General features: G+C 45.3%; 16 protein-coding genes. 7 read left to right on the top strand and 9 right to left on the bottom strand.

What is annotated here, in order from left to right:
- Window positions 1-43 precede the first annotated feature (43 nt).
- Together FCN51_RS01590 and FCN51_RS01585 are read right to left on the bottom strand one after the other, a co-directional pair.
- On the bottom strand, window positions 44-520 hold the full coding sequence (locus FCN51_RS01590) for a hypothetical protein (protein WP_160255873.1): 477 nt from the start codon (window positions 518-520) through the stop codon (window positions 44-46).
- Entirely contained in the window at window positions 517-699 is a 183-nt protein-coding gene (locus FCN51_RS01585) for a hypothetical protein (protein WP_124296532.1), read from the bottom strand. Before FCN51_RS01585 ends, FCN51_RS01590 begins: the two co-directional genes overlap by 4 nt.
- Before the next feature lie 262 nt (window positions 700-961).
- On the opposite strand from FCN51_RS01585, the gene FCN51_RS01580 reads away from it, so the two are divergent.
- Together FCN51_RS01580 and FCN51_RS01575 are read left to right on the top strand one after the other, a co-directional pair.
- Window positions 962-1,570 (top strand): DUF2726 domain-containing protein, encoded by a 609-nt coding sequence (locus FCN51_RS01580; RefSeq protein ID WP_124297826.1) that lies wholly within the window; start codon window positions 962-964, stop codon window positions 1,568-1,570.
- Window positions 1,571-1,714: 144 nt separating this feature from the next.
- The gene (locus tag FCN51_RS01575) at window positions 1,715-3,403 is read left to right on the top strand and encodes a class I SAM-dependent methyltransferase (RefSeq protein ID WP_160255872.1); all 1,689 of its coding nucleotides are present in this window, start codon (window positions 1,715-1,717) and stop codon (window positions 3,401-3,403) included.
- Between the two features lie 82 nt (window positions 3,404-3,485).
- On the opposite strand, the gene FCN51_RS01570 is transcribed toward FCN51_RS01575, so the two are convergent.
- Both FCN51_RS01570 and FCN51_RS01565 read right to left on the bottom strand, forming a co-directional pair.
- Complete coding sequence (locus FCN51_RS01570) at window positions 3,486-6,035, bottom strand: ATP-binding protein (RefSeq protein WP_160255871.1); 2,550 nt, start codon at window positions 6,033-6,035, stop codon at window positions 3,486-3,488.
- Between the two features lie 62 nt (window positions 6,036-6,097).
- Window positions 6,098-6,364, bottom strand: a complete 267-nt coding sequence (locus FCN51_RS01565; RefSeq protein ID WP_124297829.1) for a hypothetical protein — start codon at window positions 6,362-6,364, stop codon at window positions 6,098-6,100.
- Window positions 6,365-6,535: 171 nt separating this feature from the next.
- On the opposite strand from FCN51_RS01565, the gene FCN51_RS01560 reads away from it, so the two are divergent.
- The 3 genes from FCN51_RS01560 to FCN51_RS01550 all read left to right on the top strand — a co-directional run bounded on the left by FCN51_RS01560 (window position 6,536) and on the right by FCN51_RS01550 (window position 8,440).
- Complete coding sequence (locus FCN51_RS01560) at window positions 6,536-6,772, top strand: hypothetical protein (protein WP_160255870.1); 237 nt, start codon at window positions 6,536-6,538, stop codon at window positions 6,770-6,772.
- Between the two features lie 11 nt (window positions 6,773-6,783).
- The gene (locus FCN51_RS01555; RefSeq protein ID WP_160255869.1) at window positions 6,784-7,431 is read left to right on the top strand and encodes a hypothetical protein; all 648 of its coding nucleotides are present in this window, start codon (window positions 6,784-6,786) and stop codon (window positions 7,429-7,431) included.
- Window positions 7,432-7,921: 490 nt separating this feature from the next.
- On the top strand, window positions 7,922-8,440 hold the full coding sequence (locus FCN51_RS01550; protein WP_160255868.1) for a hypothetical protein: 519 nt from the start codon (window positions 7,922-7,924) through the stop codon (window positions 8,438-8,440).
- Between the two features lie 184 nt (window positions 8,441-8,624).
- Here FCN51_RS01550 and FCN51_RS01545 read toward each other — a convergent pair whose 3' ends face one another.
- The 3 genes from FCN51_RS01545 to FCN51_RS01535 all read right to left on the bottom strand — a co-directional run bounded on the left by FCN51_RS01545 (window position 8,625) and on the right by FCN51_RS01535 (window position 11,794).
- Window positions 8,625-9,161 carry a hypothetical protein gene (locus FCN51_RS01545; RefSeq protein WP_160255867.1) on the bottom strand — a complete coding sequence of 179 codons (537 nt, stop codon included), beginning with the start codon at window positions 9,159-9,161 and terminating at the stop codon, window positions 8,625-8,627.
- Between the two features lie 141 nt (window positions 9,162-9,302).
- A complete protein-coding gene (locus FCN51_RS01540) occupies window positions 9,303-10,631 on the bottom strand; it encodes a site-specific integrase (protein ID WP_124297528.1) in 1,329 nt (442 codons plus the stop codon).
- A gap of 110 nt (window positions 10,632-10,741) precedes the next feature.
- Window positions 10,742-11,794, bottom strand: a complete 1,053-nt coding sequence (locus FCN51_RS01535; RefSeq protein ID WP_160255866.1) for an SEL1-like repeat protein — start codon at window positions 11,792-11,794, stop codon at window positions 10,742-10,744.
- A gap of 163 nt (window positions 11,795-11,957) precedes the next feature.
- On the opposite strand from FCN51_RS01535, the gene FCN51_RS01530 reads away from it, so the two are divergent.
- Together FCN51_RS01530 and FCN51_RS01525 are read left to right on the top strand one after the other, a co-directional pair.
- Window positions 11,958-12,563, top strand: a complete 606-nt coding sequence (locus FCN51_RS01530; protein WP_160255865.1) for a hypothetical protein — start codon at window positions 11,958-11,960, stop codon at window positions 12,561-12,563.
- 100 nt (window positions 12,564-12,663) lie between these two features.
- A complete protein-coding gene (locus tag FCN51_RS01525; protein WP_160255864.1) occupies window positions 12,664-13,470 on the top strand; it encodes a hypothetical protein in 807 nt (268 codons plus the stop codon).
- Between the two features lie 53 nt (window positions 13,471-13,523).
- On the opposite strand, the gene FCN51_RS01520 is transcribed toward FCN51_RS01525, so the two are convergent.
- Together FCN51_RS01520 and FCN51_RS01515 are read right to left on the bottom strand one after the other, a co-directional pair.
- The gene (locus tag FCN51_RS01520) at window positions 13,524-14,348 is read right to left on the bottom strand and encodes a hypothetical protein (protein WP_160255863.1); all 825 of its coding nucleotides are present in this window, start codon (window positions 14,346-14,348) and stop codon (window positions 13,524-13,526) included.
- Between the two features lie 322 nt (window positions 14,349-14,670).
- Complete coding sequence (locus FCN51_RS01515) at window positions 14,671-16,065, bottom strand: hypothetical protein (RefSeq protein ID WP_236661133.1); 1,395 nt, start codon at window positions 16,063-16,065, stop codon at window positions 14,671-14,673.
- Between the last annotated feature and the right edge of the window lie 1,510 nt (window positions 16,066-17,575).

Here is a 17,575-nt window from a genome sequence, read left to right as displayed (position 1 = left end):
ATCGGGTAATTTATCTCTGGATCTGTATTAGAATAATTAGGGATTAGCGGTATTTGGAGTAGGATTTGAGTTGACTGAAAAAGGCGTCATTCAGAGCATCGCTCTCATGATGAATACCAAACTGTTTAGCCAGTTTCTTCCGTGCTTCATAAGCGAATACCCGCTTGCTGAACTGCCTCTCCATAATGTCCGCGACAGAGAGAATTGAGTCCTCTTTTGATCCCAGGATCAAACAGTCACATCCGCCGCCAGAACCAAGCAGATCTCCAACGATAGGGTGCTTATGCGGATTGTCCTTAAGAAATGCGGCCTCAAGATCAAACGCACCACAACGCACCCTGCCGCCTTCAATCTTCTGCAAAGGGCAGTTCGTGATCTTTCTGGGTATGCCAACACCTAGAGCTACCAGGCAGAGGTTGGTGCGACAACATACTCCGCAACCGTTGCATGCCTCACCGTAAACTGGTTTAGGGAGGATACCGACTTCCGAAGGCAGAATAGACTTTGATTTTCCGTTCATTGGGAATGTCCTGTTTGAGAATGATCCTTCAAAACACGTTTCTCGACATCACTAATGATAGCCTCAGCGAGTTGCAAATCATCAATAGTCGGAGGCGTAATGTTTTCCTGATCGGCAAGTAGTTCAGCCAACATCTCGACCTGTTCTTCTCTGCTACAGGATGGTTTCCATTGGGTCATGAGTATCCGTTCCACCATATTAGCGTTTGATTAAAATTCGATATGCACATCAAATGTCTAGATCGAATATGCAAATTGAGTTCGCATTTTAGCTCTAAAGAACATTTCTCGGCAATATGGATATCTAAGAAGCCTTAAAAGGCTTGAGAAGGCTTAATGCTGGAGGTCTGATCTAAACAGTTTGCCTTGGACGAAGACTTTTTAATGGCTAATTTTGCGATGGAAAAACTCTCATTGTCGCAGGGATCGGGAACGTCCGGGGATGATCGATAGCCCATCTTTACATTCACAACATCATTGGGTGGCCTTCTGGGTGTTGGTGGCTGTAGTGAGCTGGGTAATCGTCTTCTTTTTTGGCCGTTTGCGCTATGTCGGAGGTAAAGAAAAGCCAGATCGCCTATCTCATCCTCATGAAGGAGCTAAGACAGAGAAGGTAATTCATTCAACTGGACCAGAAATAAAATATGAAGCCCAGCCCCTTTTGTCTGTATGGGAACATAAAACGTATCAAAAAATACAGGCTGCCTTACCCCCTAACGGGGAAATCGTCTGTTTTGCTCAAGTGAGATATGCCGATTTCATGGGAGCATCAGATAAACATTCACCAGATGAACAGTTTGAGGCGAATAGGCAAATTTTCGGTAAAAGCGCTGATTTTGTATTTTATGATAAAAGGCGCAGAGGGGTTGTGTTGGTGTATGAGCTTAATGACTCAACACACAATCGACCGGATCGAAAGCGAAGAGATATCCTTATATCCGGGGCTCTGAAATCCGCGAATATACCTCTTATAGTTATTAAGCCATATGAAGAACGGGATGTGGTTCGAGATTTGAGGTGGGCTAAAGGACAAAGTCAATATAAGGTTTAGCTGGGACGGTTTTTTATTAGTCTTTGATATAATCAGCACCTAACTAATCGAAGGCCAAAAAATAGCCTTGCGAAGGCTTATCAGGCCTTGTAAAATAAGCCTTGGATAACACGCCGTAATTTTTAAGTTGTTTTAGGAATTGTTATGTCTTCTACAGAAGTGGCATTGCCTCCAAATGTTTATTCTCTCCTAGAGGAGCGTAATCAGATCTTGGCTGATATGACCTCTATGGCCGAAGATATGCGTCAGCCTAATAATTCCTTCCTTTTTGGCATCTTTAGCGATGCTGTCGGGGCGAAAGTTTCTCGTTGCACTGTATCTGCCGATACAATGTTTGATGTTGAAAGCGCCACGAAGCACCTCGATGCCCGGATGTGGCGTAAAGCGTTAAAGATCACTTCTGCGCTGGAATTTATGCCTCTTTCGGAAAGGCGAGAGTTTCAGTATCAAATCATCGAGTGCAAGTGTCCTGAATTTACCGAAGAAAATGTAATTCCGACACTCAAGATGTATCTCAGCAATCGCCATGAAATGCTCGCCAATACCGTTGATGGTATTTTCTCTGGCCTTTCAGACGTTCACATTACGAATGCACCGGAGGGTTTTGGTCGGCGGATGATTATGAAGTATATCCGTGACCACAGTCTGGAAGGTGATGCTGGCCACATTCATGATCTGCGCCGGGTGATTGCGATGATTATGAATTTTCCTATCCCAAGTGAAAACAGTTCCTACAACATTATCCACCGGATCCCACGAGACGGAAAATGGTATGAGATTGATGGTCGCGCATTGAAGATCCGGCGTTATCTAAAGGGTACAGCTCACCTTCAGGTCCATCCAGATATGGCTTGGCAACTCAATAAGATCCTCGCATCAAAACACCCTAACGCCATTCCTGCCAAATTTCGGACTAAGGCAAAGAGAAAGGCTTCGGACGCATCTCGTAAAAAGCCGCAGCTTATCAACCGGCCAATCCCCTACGAGGTTATTCAAATTCTTTCTAATGCTTCTGCTGTTAGGCACACGCCATACCAATCATCTCGTTTTTCCAATGAATGGGTGAAGCCCAGAACGACAAATCCAAATAACATCTGCCTTTCATCATCGGATACCTACGGGAGCCAGAAAACTAACAACGCTTTTCTGCTTAATGAGGCGTGCAATATTTTGCGGCATATTGGGGGCACACCTTCCAGTGGTGGAGAGTATCTTTTTGAGTTTAATTATGACCCCAAGCCTGTAGTTAACGAAATCATCCTCTCAGGGATTATTCCTGACGAACACTCACATCAATATTGCCCGACTGGATCGGAAATCGCCGAAATGGCGGCCGATCTTCTGGAGGTAGAAGAGGGCATGAGTGTTCTAGAGCCCTCTGCTGGTACCGGAGACCTAATTGATGCTTTAAAGGCGCATTTGAACGATATGAGTGAGGTGCGTTGCGTTGAAGTGAGCTCTATTCACAGCGCCGTTTTAAAAAGTAAGGGATACTCTGTTGAAACCGCGGACTTTATCTCATGGTCAGATAGGGCATTTCGCGCGCAGACCAAGTTTGACCGCATTATCATGAACCCACCGTACTGCGGCCGACAGTGGCGTGATCATCTGGTAGAAGCAATGGCACTTCTTGCCCCCGCAGGTCGTCTCGTAGCAGTGCTTCCGTCTTCGTCAGAGAATGCCTTCGAACGTATTGAAGAAGCAAAGGGCTGGCATGTTGAGTTTCATCGCCAGAAGCCTGCTGATTTTGGTTTCGCGAACAACATCTCAACGACTATCGTCGTTATGACGCCTCCTATGGATGTCGCAGATTGTCCCAAGATGGCCGCTTGAGTATTGAAATCCCCCCGCCCAGAGGGCCGGGGGGAATGTCAATTCCCTCCGCCAAAGCGGAAGGAGTGCCATCCGCACTCCTCTAGTTCAAGTTGCGATCGTTAGCATTCTTTGAAGCTAGTCTTGCCAGATAGCGTAACATTGAATCTGCGATATCAACTCTAAAGAGCATATTTCTGGCCTCTGGGATGATTGCAGAGAGGGGGGGAGGAGCTTCTCCGAATTTCTGTCGTAATTTTTTCAAGGACTCCCCGAGATCTTCCTCGTACTTGTTACGGTCGATGCACCATTGGTCTGGCGACTGTGCTGGCGCCATCTTATCAACTGTGCATTTACGATTAAGCCATGACTTAAAATTATCCACCAATTGTTCTGCGGTCAGTTTTTCCCCGTATTGATCGTGCAAATCTGACAGATATAGAGATCGTCCGTGCCAAACGGCAGATTTACACAATTCCATTATTTTCATATCTGCTAAGGCCTGATGAGCAAGCCAGGTGAAACATGCGTTCTCCAGCAGTTTATCGAATGCAGAGCGTAATGCCTCGGCAGTATATCCCCAATCAGGATCTTCGTGCTCCTTTGCATTTTTTCCAGAGTGCACGCCTGCAAGGTAGAGGGCCTCGGTCAGCACTTCATCGGCTGACTTTGGAGGCGGGGTGGCAGAGGTTTCTGAGCGAAATCGCTGTTCGATAATACTGATTATGTCTTCGTCTACCTTCAAGGCATCCTTACCTAGAGGCAGATCATAATCGCCAATCAGGCTCATCCTTAGAACAAGAATATCTAAAAAAAGGGCCACTTCTCGATCGCAGCTTTTAGGCTTCACACGATATCTGCATGTCCGCCTGTACCACCCATCATCGGCGATCTTACCTCTGCGCATATTCAAAGTGTATCGATAGGCCTTTAGTCCCTTGCGGATCATTGTTTGCCGGAGAGGGGCCGCTGCTAGGGTGATATCGTGGAACCGTTTATAAAAGTTAAAATCGTGCTCGGCATTGAGGGTCTGATCACCACCTCCATGACTATGAACCATTTCATGCTCAACGATCTGGAACAGTCTTTGTGCATGTTGCACTGGGTTCGAACAAAGCTTTTTTACGAGATCTACAGAAAGAAAAACGCACGATCCTCCATCTGTCCAGGCTTCAGCCGACTGGGATGTCCCAATCATTATTTCAACGCCTTGGTCATTAAGCGGATCCATCAATATTCGGACACGCTCAGCGAATTTTTTAATAGGTAACTTGAAGGCGCCCCAGACGCGCAGTTCTTCGCCTTTCAGGCACTGACTGGGATTTAAAATGCGCGTTCTCCTGTCTATAGTGCGACAGAGTGTTCTGAAGTCTGCTAATTCTATTTCCCTCTGCTTGACGTCATAACTGCCACGCATCCTTAAGGCGTAAGAGTTTTCGTGGCATAGATCGCCAATACTTGATGACTTAGAAAAGGCCGCTAACTGGGCGTCCATCAGGATGCTCATGAAGTCATATGAAGAGTGTGAACCGAAAACTTCTAAAAACGTTGATGGGTGAATAACTGCGATATCAGGATACATGGCGGCGACTGTTTCGGCATCGGGAAGATCTGCACGAGACTCACAAATTGCCAGTTTCTTAAATTTGTAATCCGTTTGATTTGTTCCCAAGAGGAATTTTCTTCCGAAAAGAAAAGTCCCAATGCTGATAGCCTTGGAGTGTCCTACTAAACTGATGACTGGAGCATCGCGAAAGAGTTCCAGGGTGTCGGGATGAATGTCCAAAATTTTGGACAAAGCTCTTTCTTTCCGCTCAACCGTCCATATGTTTTTTCGTCTGGTTCTTTCGTCCTGTTCTATTAGGCTTTCCATTTTTTCAGAGATGGAAGACCATACCGGACAAAGTTCCTGCATGACCTCAGTTCTGGAGGTGTTCAGAGCAATTGCTTTTTTGCTCAGGATGACACCGCCAGCGCCCCATAATCGTGAAGGCTCATGCTTGACGAATATCCCCATGTTAAAGATATCCATTGCTCCAGAACGCTCTTCGATCCGATAGTAAGCCAAATCATCTTCGTGATCCCATCGTTCGCGAAATTGTTCTTTGCCGACTTTGACACCATTAATTTCTATGGTCATATCAAGGTAGCGGAGCTGTTTTTTAAGCTCTCGGAGGATTTCCCTTCTTTCCCATTCCTCTTTGTGAGCATACCACTCACCGGTAATGTGGCATCCAGGGAAATTATCTTTCACCGGTCTCAATGAGAAGACTAGGCCAGTGGTCGGAATATCTACGACCATCTCCCAGTTCCGGGTCCGCCATTTTGTCTTGGCGAAAGCCATTATTTGCCCACGTCCAAGACGGTAGCGACCAAATCTGGCATCACCAACAATGTGTGGTGTTCCGAATCTCTGGAAATGCTTTTCTATTTCCTCTCTGCTTGCGAAGCCTTTCCCGTTATCTATGCAGGTAAAACCATGCTCATTAAAATCAATCCGAATGGATGTGGCTCCAGCATCAATGCTGTTCATTACCAATTCTAGGATGGCTTTAGCCTCATTCCCTCCTTGGTTGTAAATGATATGAACAATGATCGCTGGATCTACGGTAAACTCTAAAATTTCTGCCGTTTTTATTCCGTGCTTGAACAAATCCAGTCTCCAATTATTCTCTTTTTGGGCAATGTGAACGAAGGATTTTGGTACGTGGGTCGTTATTGCCTGTTTGCAGGCCTAAAAATCCATTCATCATTCATTTTTTGACTGTTTTCGTAAGGCGCAGTGACATCAAATTTGAGCATTTGACCTAGTTTGTGCATATCAATCGGACAAAGGCATGAGTTGCCGACAAGTGACCGTTCAGTGTACCCCTCAAGTAACGGCAAATCCTTAACTCTCATTTTCAGAGCTTTGGCCAGTTCGTATTGCGTTTCCGCTTCTGTGTGGTTTTTGTCGGTAAGGATTACGCAGGCATGACACATATTTAGTTTAGCCTTTTCCTATAATTTAAACCGCTTTGAAGGTTTGCTTAGATATCACGTAATTTAATTCCATTCAAAAGGCCTTAATAAGCCTTTGTGAGCTTGCGAGTGGCCTCAATAGGCCTTACAATAATCGCAAATGATCTTGATATATTCGTAGGAATTAAATTTATGCCCGTAATTGTTGATGAGAGCTTTATTCAGGAATTCATGTCCAAATTGGATAAGGCATTGAAAGATGATCCCCTCACAAGAGATGAAATCGAAGCCATTGCAATGAAAATGGGGCTTGGAAGGGATCAGGCAAGGAAATTTGTCACAAGTCATCTTCGGCAGGCAAAGCGCAAAGGCGAATTGACCAGTGCCAGATACGGAAAATGTTCCTTGTGGTCACGTGTTCGTAAATAAGGTTTGAAACAATGTCTCTACTCAAATCCCCTGAACAGAAAGCCTCAGCTTGTTCTTCATCATTTCTGGACATTATTAAATCTGGATTGAGCAGATTGGCTGGTCGCGTGGTGCAATGTTACAATGGCCCATCCTTATTCGTTTCTAATGCTGCTATTGATGGCTTGGTGAACATCGAAGCCATGTCGTCATACTTCTTCTATGTGAAGAAAAGAGGCGGGACATTATTCAGAGTTAGAGCTGAGGTTCGTGGTGACCTTACTGTTTTCATCTTCCGTAAGGAAAACTGGCAACAAAATTCAGGCCCCAATACTATCTTAACAATGCTGGACAGTGATCTGCATTTGCTGAAAGATCGGATGATTGAGGCAGATGATTGTTATCGCCTCTCTCTTCGTCGCAATGCACGAAAAGCTGGTCAAGAGTGGGGCAATACCCCGCTAAGCCAAAACAGACATTATCAGTGGATTTATGTGTCTATTGATGATCGTGGTGATATTCGATCTTACGCCACTGTTGATTTTCCTGCTGGTCGTTCTATCAAGGTTGAATTTGTATCTTCTACCTACCTTCGAACGAAGTACCCTACAATTCATTTTGATGAATGCGCAGTTCAGGATGGGACCTGGGCAGATGTGCCAGGGGTATATCCGAGTTGATTCTTGGATTTTCAATTTCAAGCAACGTGACGTAAACCGCAGCCGTCGTGTTGGTGTGTGAACTTTAGTAGTTAAATTGAAAGACTTAAAAATGAAGGTGGCCCAACATCCAGAGCGTTGTTTCCGTATCACTCCAAAGAGAAAAGATCATCTGCAGAAGATCCATGCCGGCACAGTGAGACAGGCAAAATTTGGGTATGGCTCCTGGAGGATCATTTCTAAGGACACACATGCGATCGTCCATCCTACAGTTGTCGGCCAACTTATGGCCCAGAATCTGGCCAAATGGGTGAGGGATGGAGAGGAATACCGAGCTGAACTGACAGAGGCCGGTCTTAGAGTTCTTAACTCGAATTGAAACTTGGCGGAGGGGTGATTAACGGCTTACCGAAATTAGTAGAGAAAACGGTCAATAACAAAAAGGTCAATATCGTAGTGTCTTATATGTTCCCGTTTTCTAAGGTGGATCGGTGGGAAGGATGAATTGAACATGGGGTGGAAGACGTTTAAGCAGTATTTTGGAATTAAGCATCAAGTATGTGTGCGGAATGGGAGGATCATTATTGGTTCTCCTTTTGTAAGTGATATTGCTTCAGTAGATATGAATACAGGATGTGTTTCGTGCTCCCAGACTTTCCCGGATTTTCTCCGCAAGAATTATCCCTCTCTTGCAAATGCTGACCCGGCTGAAATTTTAGAGTGTATTCTGGCGGAAGATGTTTTTGAGAAGTCGGTGCGAATTTATGTTTTGGAGGGACATGACGTTGTCGAAAAATTCTGCGAGAAGCCTTGCTACCCCAACGTGACGCATGATGGCGTCTTGATTTATGATCGCGATTTTTTTTCCGTTGATCGGGATGTTGTTGTTCGTGCAGCTAGGGCTTATTTCGATCGTCGGTGTGAGAGTGCGGCCGAGATTATTGAGAAGAGAAGGGCCGAAATAGCTGAGCAGGAGAGATCTATCGCTGAGTGGAAGATTGCCAGAGATAAGTTGTCGGGCGTGTCGTGAAAGCTGGGTAAAGATGCGGACGTGTAGCGGCTGCTTTTTTAGAAGATTACCGGATGCGCCGTAAAGCCCCGTCATTCATGGCGGGGATATAAGGCGCTGTGGTATTGTCGGCCAGGCCCCCCATAACCCTTAATGCATCCTCTCAGGGCTGAGAGGTTCAGAGCTTGCAGGCCTGAAAAACGGGTCAGGGTGCTGGAGCTTCTAACTCCGTCGATGGTGCCTGCTCTGGATCCTCTATCTTATCTTCAAGGTCCCCAGGCTCAATCGTGGCATCTTCACACAACCATCCGCCACTTGACCAGCTCTGCACATACCATTTAGTGCCATCACCTGGAACTCGGCGTTCCAGTTGCACGATGCTTCCATCAGATGTCTTAAAAAACTGGCCGGGCTCAAGTTCATTCCGACGCTCATACCAGTCTGGCCGGGCTGTACCATTTTCCATCCCGTTCTGATCGTAGGACCAAGTGTCAGCTATGTCTGAACTTCCAGGGGGGAAGCGGATGCCAAAATAGCCTTTCACCGTATCTCCATCACCATCGGGTAGGAATACTGTTCGGCGCAACTCATTGCCTTCGCTTTCCCATCCTGAGGCCCCTTCAGGGATAACCTCGAAGCGAAAATTCTCGTAAACCCATTCCGCCGTATCTCTCCGCTCTCCTTCCAATTCAGGAGATGCACCAATAGAGGACCACGCATCTCGTGATTCTTGAGTGATCAAGGCGGAAGTTTTTCTCCCTGCTTCTACGATTTCATCATGGGTCATGGGCTTGTAGCCGCGGCTTGCGTGCATCCTATGAGTCTCCTGTGTATTCTTCTCCCAAGAATGTTAACATGTGCATATGCAAGCTAGGGTGGCATCTCAAAGCTTCGGCCCCCCCACATTGTTTGACGGCATAAAAGCATGTCTTCGCCTCATTGCCATAGCTTGATGGTAACCAATCCTTTTTTCTACACTCGCTATCTCTTCTGGCACCCCATGGGGGAGAGGGAATCTCTTTTTCCCCGACCACCCTACTGCTCTGCGAGCATAGTTTTCCTCAGCGGTCTCTGCGTTACCGTGCCCGACCATGGCTGATATCTCAGTCTCAGGAATTCCGGCCATTTTCCAGTTGGCAATGGCCTGATGCCGGGCACAGTAGAGCGAATAATTTTTTTTGGAGATTTTTTTACCTTCTCCAGCAGAGGTGTCAGGCCATAGCACCTTAACAGCGTACTCAAGGACATTGCTTATCTGGTTTTTCAGCCGTTTGAACTCACCTCTTTCTTGGTAGGATCTGCCGGTCTCAGATGCCCTCTGGATTAGATTGATTTGAGCATCAGAGAAATTGGTAATGTCTAAGGTCCGAACGATGCCGTTGCCTCTATTATTTGTCGTTTTGGCACTCATAACGAGCAGCCAGACCTTATGATTCCTGCCTGATTTGGATGCTGGGGGAGGTGTATGTTGAGGCAGTGGCTGCTGGATAGGCTGACTGGACGGGCTCTGAACGACGCATACCTCAGTCATTTTCCACTCATCAGGACGTAAGGCTGTCATAATACCAGCCGCAAAAAAGTCAGCAGTGGTATTGGCCATCCGTGAGCGACTTGCTCTCCTCAGATAAGTGATGAGGGTTTCATAGTCTTTATAAGGCACGCGCTTAGGGGATGCGGCGGAAGTTTTTTCGGTCCCATCTCTCTTTTTGCGTGTAGAGTTTTTTTCCCCGACATTGTGGACACGGTTGTGAATGTCAGATGCGATGATCTGCAGGGCCTTATGCGTATTGTCATGGGGCCATTCTTGAAGGAAATATTGGAGTGCGCAGCGATAGACGCGCCATGACGCACTGAGTAATTCTTTTTTCCCGGCCATCATCCAAAGAGTGAAGTCAACTGGGTCAATTAATTCCAGAGGGGTGGGGAGAGGTATACAATTCTCAACCTTATATGTGTCGATCTTTGAAAGCGTTCTGCGCCTGTAATCTGCCAGAGTTTCAGGATTGATGAATTTTTTCTGCCCGGTCGTCTTTTCATATTCAGGGGAAGAGAGAGCAGGTATAGAACCCTCGGTCGGCCTGACTGCTCCATCTGAAGAAAGGAGCTCATCCTTCAGTTGCTTTCTGATGGTCCGGTCATGGTCAGAGATATGTCTTTCTAATTTATCGTGACCTGCTTGCAATGGGTTAATAGGATCTGTTTTGTATGACACCGGACAATTCCTGTTTCACCAATTTTGTGGTCTTAACAAAGGCATCCCTCTACCTCTTCCAGGGGGGCGGAGAATGCCAACGTAATTGAAGTCCAATCTGAATTAGATAGTTAGACCTTCAATGCATGTCTTTTGGCGAAGAGAAGGGCGGAGGGCACATTTCTTTTACAGCATTCACGAATAATTTGCAGACATTTATCCCTTGGAATGCCGCGAGATTGATCCATCAGCCCCCTGATTGCCATTATAGTTCGAGCTCCTAAGTGGCCTTTATCTGAAGCTTCCTTATAAAGTGTGTCAGCTTCTAGTTGGCTTGCTGGGTCATTCGTTTGAGACGCCTTAAAATCAGCTAAAAATGCCGAAGCTTCTATATGGTTCTGCCTTATCGACTTTCTAAGGAGGCTTTCACCTTTACTGATTTCCTTCTCTACAAGGATTAAATGCTTACCGAAGAGATAAAGGCCGTCCGAATTACCTTTTTCGGCAGCAAACTTCATGTAAGGCAGGGGGTCTCCGGTTATAGATCCTGCGAGAATAAGCTTGGCCATACATACACTGGAAAGAGGGGCAGGTTCGCCCCTTTGCAGCCAATAGGCAATAGCGTCCTCTTTTGTTTTGCCTTGCAGGGCCACCTCCTTCGAAGCCTTGCAGGCAAGGATCATTACCATACGAGCCCAGTCATCTTCTTCATTCTGGGCAGCAAGAGAACAGGCCTCAAGGAAAAGGGTATCGTCAGTAGTATTACCTGGTCTGGCTATTTTCTGAAGAATTTTAGCCTTGAGTGACAGGCACCCATGGACTTTATGGATAACTCCGCGGTCAGCTAATGATAGAGCTCTATCGAGATTTGGAATTTCGGTATCGAGAAACCTTTTTTCATACGGACGTGAAGCAAATACAAAATGTAATTCTGCAAGGTCACGAAGGCTTTCATTGTCCCCGCCGGCGATAGCTTGATTAAACCAGAAACAGGCTGGAAAAAAAGCGGAAGACACTGCGTAGATCTGAGCTAGTTTCCGTGCAGCGATAGGATCACCTCTTGAAGCTTGATAGGCAGCGGCACCCATTAGTTTTTTGTCATAGATCTCTTTAGCTGCCATCGCTGAGAAGTCGTATTTGGTTTGGCGGCGGTCATAAATCTTCTCCAGAAACCATCCCAACATTCAAACTAACCTCATGACACCATATTCAGCTTCGGGTGTGTAAAGCCTTTCACAGACCCTACATCTGCACTTAAGATAGCGAACACTAATCATTTTTCTTAGATTTTTTCTCCTTAACAACTCATCTGAAACCCCTGCTTATAAGAGTAATCGTGAGGTTAATATGGATTATCTGGCAGACTGTAATGATCGCATTTTCATATTTCTCCATACTGAAATATCTAGACCTACAGAAACACCCAATAAATATACTGAAGAAGATCTCAAATCAGTCTTAGAGTTAATTCAAAAAATATCTGCTCATCATGCAGAGGCGAGAATTTGCATCATAGTGCCAGAAGACCTCTCCGTCTGGAGGGATATTACGCCGGAAGATCAGGTTTTATTCTTGGATGCGATCTCACAAGCAGGCAAATCAGATCAGGTGGAGGTGTTGCGGACAGAGGCCTGCCCAAGTTGGTTCATTGACAGTTTTAAAAGAACTATCCGAGTGTCTGATGCCCTGGAAGACCGGGTGGGAATTCTTGGATATACTAATGCCGAGTGTTTTTTGCGTTCGAGGATGCTGAATAAGGCATTGCTGGAATTATCTCAAAAAGAAAGTGAGCTCATGAGCAGGGATAATGACCAGGAATTTCCTTATCCCTTATTTTGCAAAGACTTACTCGATGAAGATCAATTCCGAAGGAAGCGGGATTTCCAATTTCCTTGGGAGAAAAAAAATAAAAAGAGGGGACATTCCAAAAAGTGCAAAAAATCTAGACGCTGATTTCGAAGATAAATTCTTAGATAATTGTTTCGGTTTGCTACATTGATTGGTGGAACGCAATAAAGAGTACCATCGCACATTGAACGCTGGGAGAAGATCAATGGCCTGTGCCGCTATGGTTGCGCAATATTTTAGAGGTCTAACAAAGGGTCCTTCCCCAGCAACGATTAGCTTACCTATGTCTCAAGGTCGGAAGCGGGAATTTAGAATTGAAATATTAAATTTTGATGGTTCTACAATAGTTGCCAATCTAATCTGGGCAGAAGTTGATAGTTCAGGGAAGAGGGTCAGAAATACCACTGGCGAACATAAAATGATCGTCAAGGATGTATCTGAAGCTTCAAATGCATCTGAGGCCCTCACGATGATCATTTTCGGATCTAAAGATGCCTCTAATGGCTTATTAAGTGGCGGAGGGAGTGGGGAAGGAGGCTATAGTAGAAAGGATAATTGCGGCTCTTGCCTGGAAAGCGTGACAAAAGACCTTAGGTGTCTAGCGAGTGGTAAAGGGCTAGGACCAACCGACATGGCGCCAAACAATGAAAGCGCTCTTGCTGCTCTTACTTACTTCGAAGTGAACAGTACACTGCGTCCACCTGAGTTGTTTTCGAATGATAAAGGGGTCGTTCGTGCGAGATGGAAGAATGTGGCAAAAGGGTTAAACTTCTGGCTCAGCTTCATAAAGCCAGGTCAAGTAACGTGGTCGTTTACTTTTCCTGATCCGCGATCTATTTCGGCCTCTGCTCTCCCCGCTGGATTGATACGGGGAAGAGGAAAGAATGCTGGGAAAGCCCCATCATTGAAATCCCAAAAGAACACTTGTCGGGTTGATGGACGTATCATCAAAGGCAATGGAACGGCTGTCGATCCGGTCATGCTCGCTAGAACTATGGGGATTGATGTTTAGATAGCGAGGAGGGCATCCCGCCTGACAGGCGGGATTTTTGTGGGATGATGCGTCTATTTTTCTCTGAAGATAATAGGGATCGCTTTATTTATCGCCTTAGAAAACATCTCATCAGAATCATTTGTATCAATAATTTTATCGCTAAGATCAACGCTATCTAAGGCACGTAAAAGGTCAGACAGGATGCCTGGAAAAGCCTTGAGGTATTGATTTACAATATCATTGATTTCTGAAGATTTTTCATTCGATGTGGCTGCATTTTCAGCGTACCAATGCATTGCCATTTTTTCGATGGTAATCCCTGAAATTGCATCACTTAGCTTGATATACATTTCATTGGAAATAGCCCCTACCTGCCAAAGCCGTGAGATGAGAAGCCGAGCATATACACCTAAAGTTATTGCCCGAAGTCTTCTTCTGTTAATTTTCAGGATATGGGGGTCTGATGGGATTGGTAGTGTGTCTAAAAACCAAGAAGCCACATCAAAGCAGGCTGATAACATCCCGATTTCGGATGAATCTTTTTCTGAGCATTCTTCGAGCATTTGCTCTGGAATGAATGAGATAATAATTTCTTCGTAGTGGGTGGGTGGAGGAGTTGGAAGATGTTTGACAATGTTATTGTAGATATCGTCGTTGCCTGTTCCATCTTCTTTGGTCATTAGGAAACGCCGCCATTTCCCAGACATTGATCCAGGTTTCTTCGGTTTATCGAACGGCCATTTGCCTTTAACGATAACCGGGATCACCCTTAAACCCATACCAACAAGACCAGTAGCCTCAAGGTATGAATGGATCACAAGTTTCGTTTTTTTCTGAATAGATTTTGGATGGTAGACTTCCACCCGTTTGGTCTCACCATCAATAGAAAACAGCATTATCTCATTCTCAATTTTGTTAACCCATGCATTGACCACCAAGAGGAAGGAAACTGAAGAATATATTGGATGGTATTCCCACCCTATATATTCCACCCACAATAACATCCCTTTACAGGAATGAAATTGTGAGGTCTCCCTACGACTTGAAGATCAAAACCTGACCATTCCATTCTATATATATTCCTAAGAAAAGTACATGATATGAATCATTGTTGGTGCAAAATAATTGGTATATGGCATCTTACCAAACATGGTTTGCACCTGAAATTTTATCCCTATTTTGAACAAAGTGGGAAAAAGTATCCTCCATTAAAATAAATCATGCCAGTTCAGTTCTATCTGTGTTCTGTGGAATAATAATTCCTGAAGAAGAGAGAGTTTCCCCGTCTTCTAAGAAGTTATCAATTCCCTCAGATAGGTCGGAATAGGCTTTTTCCAGACCCTCCGCTTCCACATCATCCATCGAAGATCTATTCTGGTTCTGGATATCTCCGATCTTATCATATTTGAAGTATGTCGTATGAGTATCAACATTTTTAGTCGTCGTTGAATTTGCAAATATCTGGGGTATTTGTACTTCCGCTTCAGGTATCTTTATCAGCCTCGCTATTCTTTTTTTGTCGGTTGCTGGAGCCACATAGTTCGACCAGCTTTTATGTGTTTTAGGGAAATCGATATTGAAGTGTCCCGAATTTAGCAGTCTCCTGCGCCAGATTGTCATATAGTCATTCATCATATTAAAAATATCATGTATGGAATGGCCATCTATTTTGAATGTGTTATCTCCTGAGCGTAATTTATTTATTGCTTCCTGATCTATTCCGTGAAGCCATGCAACTGACTTACGACAAATTTCCATCATTCTGTCTGACAACATGTCTTCTGACAGGAAAGTCCTGATACGAACAACTGGCGCCAATACACCCGGATCACGTGGCGTAATTGCCATGCTGGCGTGCACATCTTTTCTAGGACGAAGATGCCATTCCAATTCGTTTCCAATTTCAGTCGTGGCGATGATTTCGGATCCTCCTGCGATAACACCTCCAGGCACAGGAATCATAAAATCGAAAGGCTTAATTATTTTTGGAGGATCAGGTTCTGTTTTTTTATCAATCTCTGATCGATTTGGAATGTTAGGGCCTTCACGCTCTTTAAATGTTTCAAATGCGACCGATTGCAGGGCATACAAAAGAGGGGCGGCGTGATGGATTGCTTGGCAGATGTCTATATCTTCGACAGATTTTGGGCGCCTTGAAAACCACCGGGCGAGGCAACATTGATCAACTATAACATGACTGTTCATAGCCCTATACGACACCTTGCCTCCATAATGACTAAATGAGTCTCCGGCCATTACGAAAGATGTTGAGCGTCTGTGTTCACCTGGGGAAGTCAGATGATAAATTTCCCTTCTTGTGAATCCGAATATGGATAAGCCGCCATAATTAGATGTACTTGAAGGCCCTGATTTGCTGGTGAATTTTTTTTCAATTGATGGATCGTTAGGTAGCTGATTGAGAAGGGATTTCAGTCTTGCATTCATCATGCCTACACGCACTTTCTTGGCATTCCCTGTCTGCGCGTTGCAGGATGACATAAAAATTTCTTGGGAGTTCTGATAAATTATTCGTCTACATTTATCGTATTCATTGCTCGCGTGTAAGGCGTATCTTCGCGCTATTCCATAAGCTGACGAAATATCAATTAGCATTGCAATCATCCATAGATTTGAGGCCACTCCATAATAACAAGATATCTCTTTTGGCATCAACAATCTGACAAGGTTTAATTCAGAAATGGCCTTTGAGATGTCTATATGAATAGAAGAAATCCATCCCCCAAGGCCAACTGATCAAAATTAAAGGCGCCCAATTCATTAAGCTCGCCTATATGTCAACGCCAACGACTGACCTTCATGCCACCTGAAAGCCTTATGGCATCAATTAAGGAGTGGTGACCCAAACTTGTTGGGGAACAGTTCCCATATGGACCCATAATTATTAAGGAGTGGCCCAAGCTCATTTCGTAACCCACTTTGGCGGGTTCAATTGTGCGATGTGGGGGAAGCGTGCTGGTACAGGCGGCGATGGTTATCGGGTGTCGAATAGATCTTGGTCTCGAATTGGGCCTAGAGGGCTTTTCGTCTTAAAAGGTCGCCGTGATTTCTTCTGCTTCAAATTAAGGAGTGGCGGCGCCTTGCCGGAGCTGTGCTTCGGTTCGAGGTTGTTAGCGGCCGGGCAGGTGGGTGCTCGTCTTTTAAGGTGGTCTCTCTTCCTTGGCTGTTTGGCGGCTTTCTGCTGATGATTTGCCGTCTGGATGCGGTATGAGGCCGCGGATGGGGCATGATGGTTTGCCTTGGTTGTCTTAGTTGGCTAATCGGCTGTGGTAGGCGTAAGAGGGCGGGCACCGCGCCGGCGCTCTTGGTTTTCTGCGGATTTTAAGGCGCCTCTCTTGTCTGTTTCCTCTTCTTGTATGTCGTCTGCATCTGGCAGTCGGGGGGCTAGTCGGGGGGCTTGTCTCTGCATTAGGGTGCCTATCTTTTTTATGGTGCCAGAGATACGAGCAGATCTCGGGGCGTGTTTGAGGCTGGCTTTAGTTCTTGTGCGGTGTCGGATCCGATTGGTTGCCAGTCGCGGTGTTAGTTGGCTTTTTTTAGTTTAGATTGGTGCCCGGCACTGGTGATAGAGGCCGGTTAGGGGTTGGGTGGCTACCAGTTAGTGGTGCCTGGTTTATGTGGCAGGCATAAGGAAAGAAGGCCGCCTTCTGGGGCGTTTTTGCCCGCCAAAATCAGTTTTGGGGCCGAACAGTAGGCGGTCGCCAATATTGGTTGAGGCACCCATGGGGGGCTTGCCCCCCCCATAACTACCAAAAAAAAGTTACGCACCCTCCGAATTTTGGTAACGCACTGTCCCGAATTTGCAGATTCCTGGGATTGGGTTTTTTGGAATTCAAAATATCTCGGTCAATTGGGTGGCTATGATAGTCGGGAAAATCTCTCTTTTTTGTGTGTTTAGGAGAGGTGAAAAAATCATGATATCCAAACATAAAAATACTATATTCCAATAATTTAGGGTCATATTGGTTACGCACCTTCCGAAAAATTGGTAACGCATTGGCGTTTTTTGGTAACGCATTCGAGGCGTTTTCTCTCCACATCTTTCGATTTTGTGTGCGAGTTGCCCTTATGGCCTCTGATTTTGCCTTCAGTGTTTGCTCAATGT

This window comes from Acetobacter pasteurianus, assembly GCF_009914215.2.
Taxonomy (GTDB): Bacteria; Pseudomonadota; Alphaproteobacteria; order Acetobacterales; family Acetobacteraceae; genus Acetobacter; species Acetobacter pasteurianus.
The sequence above is the reverse complement of the archived record's forward strand: the minus strand, read 5'-3'. Positions and strand labels throughout refer to the sequence as shown.